Consider the following 12,063-nt stretch of genomic DNA (forward strand, 5'->3'; position numbering starts at 1 on the left):
CCCACCAGCAAAGTGGGGCTAGACTGCTAAAGCATGTCTCCCACACGGCCGGTGGCGGCGTTTTTCGACCTGGACAAGACGATCATTGCGACGTCTTCCGCCTTCGCCTTCGGCAAAGAATTCCGCAACAACGGAATGATCACGCGACAAGAGGCGTGGGACCTCTACCTAACCAAAGCGCAGTACATGCTCGTCGGCCACTCCAGCGAAAAAATGGACGCCACGCGCGATTCGCTCGCCCAACTCATCGAAGGCTGGTCGATCGAGGACGTCCAGCGCATCACCCAAGAAACGATGCGCACCGTGGTCACGCCCGCGATTTACGCCGAAGCGCGCGAACTTATCGACGACCACCGCGCCCAAGGCCACGACGTCATCATCATCTCCGCCTCCGCATCAATTCTGGTTGAGCCGATCGCGCGCGAACTCGGCGTAGACACGGTCGTGGCTACCGAACTCGCGGAGAAGGACGGCAAGCTCACCGGCGAGATCACCCGTTACCTCAAGGGCGGGGCGAAGGCGGAGGCTGTGCGCCAGTTTGTCGCCGACCACGACTACGACCTGGAACGCAGCTACGCCTACTCCGACTCCGCCACGGACATTCCAATGCTGGAACTGGTGGGCAACCCGGTGGCGGTGAACCCGGACCGCGCGCTGCGCAAGCATGCCCTGTCGCACGATTGGCAGGTTCGCACCTTTAAAGACCCGGAGCCGCTGATCCAGATGCCGAACGCCCGCGAGGTCGGCATCGGCGCGAGCGTGATCGCCGGCGTGACGGCGTTGGCGGTGGCTGGGGTGCTCATCGCCCGTGCTGTGTCCGGCAAATCTGGCGACAAGCGCCGCAGCGCGTGACGTTATGTTTCACCCCGATTCAGGCAAACACTGTGATGTGTCGCTAACATCGTTGGGAGAATTCCAGGCACCTTCCCAGGGTGCCTCATGCATAGCCACCCAGGAAGGTGAGTAAACAGTGAGCAACGAAGGTCTGTACACCAGCGGCTCGACCGCCGTAACCGCCAAGGTGGATTCGATTCCGCTGCGCGATACCGATGTGACGGTGCCGGGCCAGCAGTCCATCGGCACCTTGATCTCCAACGCGTCGGAGCAGGTGTCCACCCTGGTTCGCGGCGAGATCGAGCTGGCCAAGGCTGAGGTCATGGGCGAGGTGAAGAAGGGCGCCGTTGGCGGTGGCCTGTTCGGCGTCGCCGGCGTGATTGCGCTGTACTCCTCGTTCTTCCTCTTCTTCGCGTTCGCGGAGATGCTCGCATCCTGGATGCACCGCGGCTGGGCATTCCTGATCGTCTTCCTCATCATGATCGCCCTGGCTGGCCTGCTCGCGCTGGTTGGCCTGAAGAAGGTCAAGAAGATCAAGGCTCCGGAGCGCACCATCAGCTCGGTCAACGAGTTGAAGAACCTGAAGCCGGGCGAGGCTCAGAAGAACCTGACCAAGAATGAGGCTGGCCTGTACACGGGCCGTTAACCGCTGACGCAGGCTTGCGTATCGACGACAGCGTTCAGCCTGGTCACATCCCCTACGCGCTGCTGCACCTGGTGTGCAGTCAGCGCGTAACCCGTTTCTGAGGCATCCAGGGACGCGCCGAAGATCATGCCTGCCACCTCCCCTGCCGGGGTGAGCAGCGGGCCACCGGAGTTGCCCTGGCGGATGTCGCCGCGGATGGTGTAGGCCTCGCGCTCCACACGGCCGGTGGTGTAAATGTCCGGGCCTGCGATGGTCAGTTGGCTGCGGATTCGCGCCGGTGCGGCCTCGAAGGGACCGGATTTGGGGTAGCCCATGACCACGGCGTCGTCGCCACGCTGCAGCTCGCGTGCAGCCCAACGCAGAGGCGGCAGACCCAAGCCCTGGGCGTGGAGGACCGCAATGTCGGTATCCGGGTCGTAGAGCACCACATCCGCCGGCTTCACGCCGACGACGGTGTCCAGGGAGACACGCTCGGTGCCGGCGACGACGTGCGCGTTGGTGAGCACGTAGCCATCCTCAAACACGAAGCCGGAGCCCATGAGCCGGCGGCGGCAACTCTCCGCATCGCCCATGACGTGGACCACGCTCGGGCGGGCCGCCTCCACAACTTCGGGACGAAGCGCCGCGTTATCGGGTGCGTCCACCTGGGCGCCGTGCGGGGATTGGAAGGGGGAAACGAGCGGGGGCAGGCCGGACTCGTCGAGAAGCGCTGCGAATTTCGCGGGCAGTTTCCCGGCGCTCTCCGGAGCGGTGTCGTGGATTTTGGCCAGGATGTGCGAGTTGCGGATCCCGTCGCCCAACTCGCCAGGCACCGCCGACGCCAGCGGGATTGAGATAAACCACACCACCAGCGCCAGTGCGACCGATTGGAACAGTGCGCCCACCACCGAATCCACGAAACGCGTCAGGCGGCTGCGTACCCGCGCCCGCAAGTTGCCCCCGAGGGTCACGCCGAGCAGGTTGCCCAGGCCGACGAAGAGCACCACCACCGACAGCAGCAGCGTGATGCGGATGGGTTGGGACTCGGTGACGTCGAGAAGCAATGGCGCCACCGCCAGCCCCACCACGAGGCCCGCGATGATGCCGATTGCGGAGATCACAGCCGAAAACGCACCTTGGCGCCAGCCGCTGACAAACGCAGCGACGACGGCAAGCCCAAGCAGAACGTCAACGACCAGGTGCATTCCGCAAATGTTACAGCTCGCGGTTGCGGGATCGGGCCAGCGCCTCGTAAAGATCGCCCGGACGCTCGTCCCAGGCGCGCACCCAGCCGGCTAATTCCAGCACGACAGCAAGCAGGATTCCGGTAAAACCCCAGATGAGATAGTCGCGCGCCCAAAATGTCGGACCGGTCCAGTGCTTCCAGCCGAGCTTCGCGCGGTTGGCCGGATCCACCAAGTCCCGGATGGGAACGAAGAACACGTCGTCGGTTTCGAGCTCGCTTGCCGGGTACACCTCACCCGGGTCGGGTGCGTACGCCACCACGGGGCGCACCAGTCTGCGGCTGCCACCGGTTTTCACCTGCCCCATCACCGCCAGCGGCACAACCCGCTCAGGGGCCAGCCCCGTCTCCTCGTACGCCTCGCGCAGCGCCGCCGCCACCGGGCCTGTATCTGTGGCGTCGATGTGCCCGCCCGGAAACGCCATCTGACCGGAGTGGCTGCGCATAGACGGGGTGCGGTGCGTGATCAGCACCCGGGCGTCCTCCGGCAGTTCCTCCGCCTCCGGGTCGCCAGCAAACACGATGAGCACCGCCGCCTGGTCCTCCCCCGGCGTTTGCGGCACGCGCGGGCCCAACATCGCTTTGACCCGCGCATCGCCCTCGCCAGCGCGCAGCTTATCCACGAGCCCCCGCAGCCACACCGGTGCACGTTCCGGCTGCACGGCAACCATCACAGCACCCCGCGCACGGCCTCGGCCAGCTCCTCAGCCGAGGTGAACTCCTTGGCAAACACGCCGAGTTTTTCCTCGCCGCGGAACACGACGGTCAGCGGCACCACCGGCGGCAGGCCGAGCGTGCCGGCGAACACGTTGGAGTCGTCCTCAAAGCTCGGCAAGTCCACGCCGAGGTCTTCCAACAACGCCGCGCCGCGCGCCCCATCGCGGTCCGCGTGCACGCCCACCACGGTGTACTCGGGGTGCGCGCGGGCGAACTCCTCCACCACAGGCAACTCCGCCCGGCACGGTTCGCACCACCACGCCCACACGTTGGCCACGGTGATCTCCTGCTGCGCGCCGGTGGCCTCGCCGCCTAGGCACGCCAGGTCCACGCCGCCGACTGCGCCTTCCGGGCAGTCCGGACGTCCAGTCACCGGGGCAGATTGCTTCTCGACGACACCGTCGCCAGCCGGGGGCGTGGCGTCGTCGACAAGCAACGCCCTGGCACCCGCAATGACCAGAAGAGTCACCGCAACGATCGCGGCGACGCTGACCCAGATTGTGCGCTTCACAGGCCCACCATCCTCAAAATGTGGTCGCGCTCGGGCCCGGTGACCAGTTCGGCGGCTTCCTCCGGGTCGGTTGGGCCGACGCCGAAGGAGGGGCAGTCGAACGCGATCGGGCAAGCGCCGCAGGCCGGTTTGCGGGCGTTGCAGACGCGGCGGCCGTGGAAGATGATGCGGTGGGAGAACATGGTCCACTCGCGGCGCTCGATCAGTTCCGCGATCGCGTGTTCGATCTTCACCGGATCCGTCTCCTCGGTGAGCATCATGCGCTTGACCAGGCGCTGGAAGTGCGTGTCCACCGTCAGCCCCGGGTAGCCGAACGCGTTGCCGCGCACCACATGCGCCGTCTTGCGGCCCACCCCGGGCAGGGTGACTAAGTCCTCAAGCTTCTCGGGCACCTCGCCACCAAAATCGGTGACCAGCTTCTGGCCCATCGCGATCAGGTTCGCCGCCTTGGAACGGTAAAACCCGGTCGAGCGGATAATCTCCTCCACCTCTGCCTGGTTGGCCTCCGCGTAGTCAGCGGCCGTGGGGTACTTGGCAAACAGCGCCGGGGTGACCATGTTCACCCGCACGTCCGTGGTCTGCGCGGACAATGCCGTAGCAACGAGCAACTCCAGCGGGTTAGTAAAGTCCAACTCCGCGTGCGCATCCGGGTACGCTGCCGCCAACGTGCGGTTAATACGGCGTGCCCTGCGCTTACGCCCGATCGGAGTCTCTTTCCCCTTCGCGGCGGGATGAGCGCCTGGGCGGCGATGTTTCAATGGAGAGGTCGAAGCGGCCATGCCCAACATGCTAGCCGTACACTATGGGTATGACCTTTTTGCTTGTGGCGCTGAATCCGCTTGTGCTCGGGGTGTTTCCGCTTTTCATGGAGCATGTGGAAGCAGCGGTCATCGGCTAGCACAGTTCCCAGTCGCGGAAAGACTATCCCACTGATTAGTTGAGCTGGTAGAGTTCCAGTTTGTGTGACGGTCACCGCTAATGGCACCGTTCGTGACCAATCCCACGCAGAATGCGTGAGCGACAGTCTGAGGAGGACTCATGGAAGGCGTTCAAGACACTCTTGCCCGCGCCGGCATCTTTCAGGGCGTCGACCCTGACGCGGTCGCCGCGCTGATCAACGATATGGACACCGTGGATTTCCCGAAGGGCACCACGATTTTCGACGAAGGCGAGCCCGGCGATCGCCTCTACATCATCGTCGAAGGCAAAATTAAACTCGCCCGCCATGCGCCGGACGGTCGCGAAAACTTGCTGTCCGTGATGGGCCCGTCCGACATGTTCGGCGAGCTCTCCATCTTCGACCCCGGCCCGCGTACCTCCTCCGCAGTCTGCGTCACGGACGTCACCTGCGCCACCATGGACTCCACCATGCTGCGCGAGTGGATCGACAACCACCCGGAGATCTCCCAGCAGCTGCTGCGCGTGCTGGCCCGCCGCCTACGCCGCACGAACGCGTCGCTGGCAGACCTGATCTTCACCGACGTGCCTGGCCGCGTAGCCAAGACCTTGCTGCAGCTGGCAAACCGCTTCGGTGTACATGAGGGTGGCGCGCTCCGCGTCAACCATGACCTCACCCAGGAAGAGATCGCCCAGCTTGTGGGCGCGTCGCGTGAGACGGTGAACAAGGCATTGGCCACGTTCGCTCACCGCGGCTGGATCCGCCTAGAGGGCAAAAGCGTGCTCATTGTTAACACTGAGCACCTCGCTCGCCGCGCGCGCTAACGGAGGCGCCCGCGGCGGGTCGAGAATCCGCTACTTGGCGTTGAGGTAACGCAACGCCACACGAGTCGACTGTTCTGCGGCACCGCGCAGGACCGGGTCGACATCGTCGTAAATCGCATCGACCAGCGTATTGATGTCCGCGTTATCGCCGTGCTCCTTCAGTGCCTGACGGATCTGATCCAGGCGCTGGTTACGGCGATCGATGTACTTGCGGGCGTACGCAGACAGGTCCTCACCTTCCGGACCGTGGCCCGGAAGCAGCATGACACCCTTGCCCTTTTCCTCGAGCATCTCCAGGGTGTCCAGGTAGGCACCCAGATCACCGTCGGTCTCAGAGATCATGGTGGTGTGGCGACCCGCAATGGTGTCGCCGGTGATGATGCCTTCCGGCTTACCGTCGGTGTCTTCGCCCGGGTAGACGAAGAAGCACACAGAGTCACTGGTGTGGCCCGGCGTAGCGACGACCTTCACGCGCGGGGTAACCCCCTCAACGGAGATCACTTCGCCGTCGGTGAGTGGCTCAGCGCCGGAGGTATGAGACGGATCAAGGGCGCGGATCGGTGCGCCAGTGAGCTGGCGGAACCGTTCCGCGCCATCTGCGTGATCGTGGTGACGGTGAGTCAACAGAATCAAGGCGACCTTGTCGGCCTTTGCCTGCAGCACGTTGAGGTGACCCTCATCGGCCGGGCCCGGGTCGACGACGATGCTCGCCTCGTCGCCCTCACCTCGGATCACCCAAGAGTTCGTGCCCTCGAGCGCCGCGTAGCTGGGGTTCGGCACCAGGACCACCGCGGCGTTGGGGGTCACAGGGCGCAGCTGGCTGTATGCGGGATGTTTCATGGCTCCCACCCTACCCCGTCACGGCTGCGCCGATGGGCAAACTAGCCTTCGAGCTCCACGACAATCTCAACCTCAACCGGGGTGTCCATCGGAAGGACAGCAACACCGACTGCGGAACGTGCGTGTGCACCGGCTTCGCCGAAGATCTCCTGCACCAGTTCGGATGCACCGTTGATCACGGCGGGCTGCCCCGTGAATGCCGGATCGGAGGCCACGAAGCCCACGATCTTGACCACGCGGGCGACGTTGTCGATGCCCACGTGTGCGTCCACTGCAGCCAGCGCGTTCAGCGCAGCCTGGCGGGCGTAGCCGTATGCATCCTCCTGGGGTACCTCGGCGCCAACCTTGCCGGTGGCCGGCAGCTTGCCGCCCACGAACGGCAGCTGGCCGGACGTCCACACCTGGTTGCCGGTGCGCGTTGCTGGGACGTATGCGGCCACGGGTGCGGCCACGGTCGGAAGTTCAATGCCCAGTTCTTTCAGGCGCTCAGACCACTGTGCCATTTACTCAACCTCTCGTTTCATGTAGGCGACAACATTGTCCGGGTTCGGACCCGGGGTGACTGCGACGAGTTCCCAGCCGTCCTCACCCCAAGAATCCAGAATCTGCTTGGTGGCGTGCGACAACAGCGGAACGGTTGCGTATTCCCATTTCTTCATGGGATTCACCCTACCTAGAGGCCAATAATTTCGCCGCCGCTGGACAGGTGGGTTGCCCAGTCCTTCACGTGCGGGTTCTTACGCAGTACTGCGCGGCGCTGACGCTCGGTCAGGCCTCCCCATACGCCGAATTCCACCCTGTTATCCAGTGCGTCTGCGCGGCACTCAGTCATCACCGGGCAGGCGCGGCAGATGGCTGCTGCCTTGCGCTGCTCGGCACCGCGGACGAAGAGTGCGTCCGGGTCGCCGCCGCGGCACTGGGCCTGGGTGACCCACTCGCCACGGTCGAAGACCAGTGTTCCCGTGGAGTCGCACTTCTTGGAGGTGGTCGGTCGCAGGTTAGTTGCCGGTGCCTTTTTCAAACTCGTGGTCATCGTGCGTCTCCTTAGACGTCCTATCCCTATCCGGAAGCGGAGCGGACTCCTTTTATACAATCGACCGCATATTAGCGATCCCATGTAAATGGAATCACACAGGAAATTCCATGTCGAATGCATCACATTTTTGGGGGGAGCATGGTATTCCCCCACGCCACAGATTGAATTAAGGTGTTGGCGTGTCTGCCCTGAAAAGCTTAGGAAACCTGCTGGTCGCCGTCGTCGCATCAGCGCTCGTCATGGCGTTATGCCTGGCGCCGATCGCAGGTCTTGGGGGTGCCGCAATTGCGCGTACCGACGAGACCATGCAGTCCAATCTCTCCGACCTCACCCACGGCGACGTGCCGGGCGTGACCACGATTACGGACGTCAACGGCAAACCCATGGCGTGGATCTTCAAACAGCGCCGCTACGAGGTGCCCAGCGAGCAGATCTCGCAGTACGCCAAGGACGCGCTGGTTTCTACGGAGGACCGCCGCTTCTACGTCCACGAGGGCGTGGATATGCAGGGCTTTGCCCGCGCGCTGGTGACCAACGTGCTGGCCGGCGGTGTGGAGCAGGGCGCGTCCACGGTGAACCAGCAGTATGTGAAGAACTACCTCTGGCTCATCGACGCGGAAAACGAAGAGGAAGCGCTCGCCGCCACCGAACAGTCCATTCCCCGCAAACTGCGCGAAATGCGCATGGCATCCGATCTAGACAAGACGCTGGAGAAGGACGAGATCCTTACCCGGTATCTGAACCTGGTGTCGTTTGGTCAGCACTCCTTTGGCATCGAGGCCGCCGCCCGGACCTACTTTGACACCAGCGCCGCCAAGCTCAACCCGGCACAGGCTGCGATGCTGGTGGGTCTGCTGCAGTCGGTGGAGGCGCTGAACCCGTATACGAACCCGGAAGGGGCGGTGCGTCGTCGCAACGTAGTGCTCAACAACATGGCCGCTCAGGGCTACATCGAGCAGTCCGAGGCCGACCGCTGGGCGGGCGCACCGTTAGGCATTCTGGACAAGCCGAAGACACTGCCGGAAGGCTGCATCACCGCCGGCGACAACGGCTTCATGTGCGATTACGCCCTGCGCTACCTGGCAGAAAAAGGCCTGGACCTGGACACCATCAAAAACGGGTCCTACACCATCAAGACCACACTCGACCCGAACATTCAGCAGGTCGCGCTCAACGCGGTGCGCAACAACGTCAGCCCGCACACCGCAGGCGTGGCGCAGGTGTTGGACATTGTGGAGCCCGGCGCGGACTCGCGCAACATCAAGGCGATGGTGTCTTCCCGCTTCTATGGCCTGGACCTGGACCAAAGCCAGACGATCCTGCCGCAGCCTGTGTCGCTGGTGGGCAACGGTGCAGGCTCCGTATTCAAGATCTTTACCGCGGCCGCCGCGCTTGAGCAGGGCTACGGGCTGAACTCCATGCTGAACACACCGGCGCGTTCCGTGGTGTACGGCATGGGCGCAGGCGGCGCCGCGAACTGTCCGCCGGGTGCATATTGTGTAGAAAATGCCGGCGTCTATGCACCGAAGATGAGCTTGCAGGACGCGCTTGCACAATCGCCGAACACCACGTTCATTGAGCTGATTCAGACCGTCGGTGTTGCCCCGGTCGTGGATCTGGCGGTTCGCTTGGGCCTGCGCTCCTACAAGGACGACAACTCGTTTGGGGACGGCCGCTCCATCGCCCAGGCCGCCAAGGAAGAAAACATGGGCTCGTTCACCCTCGGCCCCTTAGCCGTCAACGCGCTGGAACTGTCCAACGTGGGCGCCACCTTGGCGTCCAACGGGCGCTGGTGCGAGCCGAACCCGATCGCGAGCGTGACCGATAAGAACGGCCGTGAGGTCTTCATCGACCGGCCCGCCTGCGAGCAAGCCATCGACCCGGAGATCGCTGCCGCTTTGGCTGCCGGCATGTCGCACGACATTGTCGACGGCACCGGCGCCGACGCCGCAAAACGCAACCATTGGAGCGCACCCACCGCCGCGAAGACCGGCACGACCGAGTCGCACCAGTCCTCCGCGTTCCTCGGCTTCACGCTGGGCATGTCTGCGGCGCCGTACATCTTCAACGACGGCACCCAAACCACCCCGCTGTGCACCGCCCCGGTCCGCCAGTGCGGCGTGGGCAACCTCTTCGGCGGCAACGAGGCAGCCAACACCTGGTTCCAGGCCGCCGCGGGTGTGCCCGGCGCGGCCTCAGGCCTTCCGGCGGCGAGCGCGAAGTACCAGACTGGTGCGCGCCGCGCGGCCGTGGACTCCGTGGTTGGCCAGTACTCCTCCGCCGCGAAATCCCAGCTGGAGGCCCAGGGCTACAAGGTCGTGTTGAAGACGGTGCCGGGCGGCGGCGCCCCCGCCGGCCAGGTTGTGTCCATCACCCCGGCGGACGAGTCGCTCGCGCGCGGCTCCACCATCACCCTGAATGTCTCGGACGGCTCGGCCCCCTCCAGCACCGCGCCGAGCCCATCCCCATCCCCGTCTGCTCCCCCGAGCCCCGCTGCCCCACCGGCGCCGGACTTCAGCGGCATCGAGCAATCGCTTAACGACGCCCGCGACGCCATCGCCAACGCCTTCGGCAACAACTAACGCGGCTGGCTAGCTCAGGCGGGCCTTGACAGCCTCGGAGATGCGCTTGCCATCGGCTCGGCCGGCGGCCTTGGCGGTGGCGGCCTTCATGACCTGCCCCATCTGCGCCATGGAGGTGGCGCCGGTTTCGGCCACGGTGTCGTCGATAAGCACTGCGAGCTCATCGTCCGTCAACTGCTTTGGCTGGTACGCCTCGAGGATGTTCGCCTCGGCGAGCTCGGTTTCGGCGAGATCGTCGCGGCCGTTGGTCTGGTAGATCTCGGCGGACTCGCGACGCTTCTTAATCTCACGCGCGATGATCTTCTGAATCTCCTGATCATCCACCTCATGCTTCGACCCCTCGGTCTCAGCGGTCTGGATCGCCGCCAGCAACATACGGATCGTGCCGGTGCGCTCCTTCTCCTTCGCCTTCATGGCTTCCTTGAGGTCTGCGCGGATCTGGTCTTTCAATGCACTCATGCCTGCGAGATTACAGTGGTGCGAGTGAAGACGTTGAAGAAAGCCGCCGCAGCCACCCTCGCCGCCGGAGCCTCCGCACTCGCCTGGGGGTTCACCGAACGCAACAATTTCCAACTGCGCGAATACTCCCTGCCGCTGCTAGAGCCGGGCGTGTTGCGCGAGCGTGACGAGTTCCGCATCCTCCACGTATCCGACCTCCACATGATCCCCGGCCAAACGGAAAAGGTGGAGTTCGTCTCCGGGCTGGATGCGCTCGACCCAGACCTGGTGATCAACACCGGCGACAACCTCTCCGACCTCGGCGGTGTTCCCTGGGTGCTCGACGCCCTCGGCCCGCTGCTCAACCGCCCCGGCGCGTTTGTCTTCGGCACCAACGACTACTGGGCGCCGCGGCCGGTCAACCCCTTGAAGTACCTGACCGGGGCGAAACGCGAGCCGTCATATGAGGACCTGCCCTGGGAGGGGATGCGCGCCGCGTTCATGGAGCGCGGCTGGCACGATGCCACGCACAACCGCCTGGAGTTCAAAGCCTCCGGCGTACGCCTCGCGCTGGCGGGTGTCGACGACCCGCACCACGACCTCGACGACTACCCATCCATCGCCGGCGCGCCGAACCGTGATGCCGACCTCACCATCGGCCTGCTCCACGCCCCCTACCGGCGCGTACTCGACGCTTTCGAAGCCGACGGCTACCAACTCGCCCTGGCCGGCCACACCCACGGCGGCCAGATCTGCCTGCCGGGCGGCCGCGCCCTGGTCACCAACGCCGACATCGACCGCGAACGCGCCTCCGGCCTGCACCGCTACGGCCGCATGTGGATGGAGGTATCCAACGGGCTCGGCCAGTCCAAGTACGCGCCCGTACGCCTGTTCTGCCCGCCGTCCGCGTCGCTGATCCGGGTCGTCGAGCGCGGGTAGACCTGTTGCGGGGCGGTTGGTTGCGGGGTGGTTGCAGGGCGGCCTGCCCGTTCGCCTGCTCGTCTGCTCCGCCGCAGGTCGCGCGAACTGCCTAAAAGGCGATATCGTCTTTTACCGATTTTCCCGGAACGCGACCTGGGCTTTCGTAAAAACGAGGCCACAAAAGACGATATCGTCTTTTGCAGCGGTGGATCCAAGCCGAACCGCACCGCCACACCGAACCGCGCCACCACACTGCAGCCACCGCCACACTGCAGCCACCGCCGCGCCGCAGCACACCGCCACACTGCAGCCACCGCCGCGGCGCAGCACACCGACAACAAAACGCACCCAACCTGCCGTTTTGGCCAAACCGGACCCCAGGGGTATTGTGTTTCGAGTACCGCGGACAACAGTCCGAGATACCACCGGGATATGGCGCAGCTTGGTAGCGCGCTTCGTTCGGGACGAAGAGGTCGCAGGTTCAAATCCTGTTATCCCGACCAACACAACCCGCCTTCCGAGGCGGGTTTTCGCATTCGATAGTCCGTGTCGGCAGCGCCTGGCCTGTGTCAAATTTTGTGGACGGGTAAACCC

At 64.6% G+C, this 12,063-nt stretch carries 14 protein-coding genes and 1 tRNA gene; 6 read left to right on the forward strand and 9 right to left on the reverse strand.

The annotated features are described in order from the left end of the window. The first annotated feature begins 33 nt into the window (after nt 1-33). Complete coding sequence (locus tag HMPREF3120_RS10065) at nt 34-852, forward strand: HAD family hydrolase (protein ID WP_070452988.1); 819 nt, start codon at nt 34-36, stop codon at nt 850-852. A 118-nt stretch (nt 853-970) separates the two neighbouring features. After that, nucleotides 971-1,480, forward strand: a complete 510-nt coding sequence (locus HMPREF3120_RS10070; RefSeq protein ID WP_070452991.1) for a phage holin family protein — start codon at nt 971-973, stop codon at nt 1,478-1,480. On the opposite strand, the gene HMPREF3120_RS10075 is transcribed toward HMPREF3120_RS10070, so the two are convergent. The 4 genes from HMPREF3120_RS10075 to nth are packed head-to-tail and all read right to left on the reverse strand — an operon-like array spanning nt 1,477 to nt 4,718. Next, nucleotides 1,477-2,664, reverse strand: a complete 1,188-nt coding sequence (locus HMPREF3120_RS10075; RefSeq protein ID WP_070452994.1) for a MarP family serine protease — start codon at nt 2,662-2,664, stop codon at nt 1,477-1,479. The genes HMPREF3120_RS10070 and HMPREF3120_RS10075 overlap by 4 nt on opposite strands. A 10-nt stretch (nt 2,665-2,674) precedes the next feature. Beyond that, nucleotides 2,675-3,373: an NUDIX hydrolase gene (locus tag HMPREF3120_RS10080; RefSeq protein WP_083284885.1), complete on the reverse strand. Its 699-nt coding sequence runs from the start codon at nt 3,371-3,373 to the stop codon at nt 2,675-2,677. After that, nucleotides 3,373-3,930, reverse strand: coding sequence for a TlpA disulfide reductase family protein (locus tag HMPREF3120_RS10085; RefSeq protein ID WP_070452997.1), 558 nt, complete (start codon nt 3,928-3,930; stop codon nt 3,373-3,375). The genes HMPREF3120_RS10080 and HMPREF3120_RS10085 overlap by 1 nt, the downstream gene beginning before the upstream one ends. Then, a complete protein-coding gene (gene nth / locus HMPREF3120_RS10090) occupies nt 3,927-4,718 on the reverse strand; it encodes an endonuclease III (protein ID WP_070453000.1) in 792 nt (263 codons plus the stop codon). The genes HMPREF3120_RS10085 and nth overlap by 4 nt, the downstream gene beginning before the upstream one ends. Before the next feature lie 250 nt (nt 4,719-4,968). Here nth and glxR point away from each other — a divergent pair, with 250 nt between their 5' ends. Beyond that, nucleotides 4,969-5,652: a CRP-like cAMP-activated global transcriptional regulator GlxR gene (gene glxR / locus HMPREF3120_RS10095; protein ID WP_070421549.1), complete on the forward strand. Its 684-nt coding sequence runs from the start codon at nt 4,969-4,971 to the stop codon at nt 5,650-5,652. 30 nt (nt 5,653-5,682) lie between these two features. Here glxR and HMPREF3120_RS10100 read toward each other — a convergent pair whose 3' ends face one another. The 4 genes from HMPREF3120_RS10100 to HMPREF3120_RS10110 are packed head-to-tail and all read right to left on the reverse strand — an operon-like array spanning nt 5,683 to nt 7,525. Beyond that, nucleotides 5,683-6,492: an MBL fold metallo-hydrolase gene (locus tag HMPREF3120_RS10100; protein WP_070453003.1), complete on the reverse strand. Its 810-nt coding sequence runs from the start codon at nt 6,490-6,492 to the stop codon at nt 5,683-5,685. A 41-nt stretch (nt 6,493-6,533) separates the two neighbouring features. Further along, nucleotides 6,534-6,995 carry a RidA family protein gene (locus HMPREF3120_RS10105; RefSeq protein ID WP_070453006.1) on the reverse strand — a complete coding sequence of 154 codons (462 nt, stop codon included), beginning with the start codon at nt 6,993-6,995 and terminating at the stop codon, nt 6,534-6,536. Then, nucleotides 6,996-7,151, reverse strand: a complete 156-nt coding sequence (locus HMPREF3120_RS12025) for a Sp36 family protein (RefSeq protein ID WP_092101229.1) — start codon at nt 7,149-7,151, stop codon at nt 6,996-6,998. A 14-nt stretch (nt 7,152-7,165) separates the two neighbouring features. Further along, nucleotides 7,166-7,525: a WhiB family transcriptional regulator gene (locus HMPREF3120_RS10110; RefSeq protein ID WP_070453009.1), complete on the reverse strand. Its 360-nt coding sequence runs from the start codon at nt 7,523-7,525 to the stop codon at nt 7,166-7,168. Between the two features lie 182 nt (nt 7,526-7,707). Here HMPREF3120_RS10110 and HMPREF3120_RS10115 point away from each other — a divergent pair, with 182 nt between their 5' ends. Beyond that, complete coding sequence (locus HMPREF3120_RS10115; RefSeq protein ID WP_070421553.1) at nt 7,708-10,110, forward strand: transglycosylase domain-containing protein; 2,403 nt, start codon at nt 7,708-7,710, stop codon at nt 10,108-10,110. Nucleotides 10,111-10,119: 9 nt separating this feature from the next. On the opposite strand, the gene HMPREF3120_RS10120 is transcribed toward HMPREF3120_RS10115, so the two are convergent. Further along, nucleotides 10,120-10,569 (reverse strand): GatB/YqeY domain-containing protein, encoded by a 450-nt coding sequence (locus HMPREF3120_RS10120; protein ID WP_070453012.1) that lies wholly within the window; start codon nt 10,567-10,569, stop codon nt 10,120-10,122. Between the two features lie 15 nt (nt 10,570-10,584). On the opposite strand from HMPREF3120_RS10120, the gene HMPREF3120_RS10125 reads away from it, so the two are divergent. Next, nucleotides 10,585-11,487, forward strand: coding sequence for a metallophosphoesterase (locus tag HMPREF3120_RS10125; protein ID WP_371441208.1), 903 nt, complete (start codon nt 10,585-10,587; stop codon nt 11,485-11,487). Between the two features lie 408 nt (nt 11,488-11,895). Then, nucleotides 11,896-11,972, forward strand: a tRNA-Pro gene (locus HMPREF3120_RS10130). Nucleotides 11,973-12,063: the final 91 nt, after the last annotated feature.

Origin of the sequence: Corynebacterium sp. HMSC11D10 (genome assembly GCF_001806995.1) — a bacterium.
In the GTDB taxonomy this organism is placed as follows: domain Bacteria; phylum Actinomycetota; class Actinomycetes; order Mycobacteriales; family Mycobacteriaceae; genus Corynebacterium; species Corynebacterium coyleae.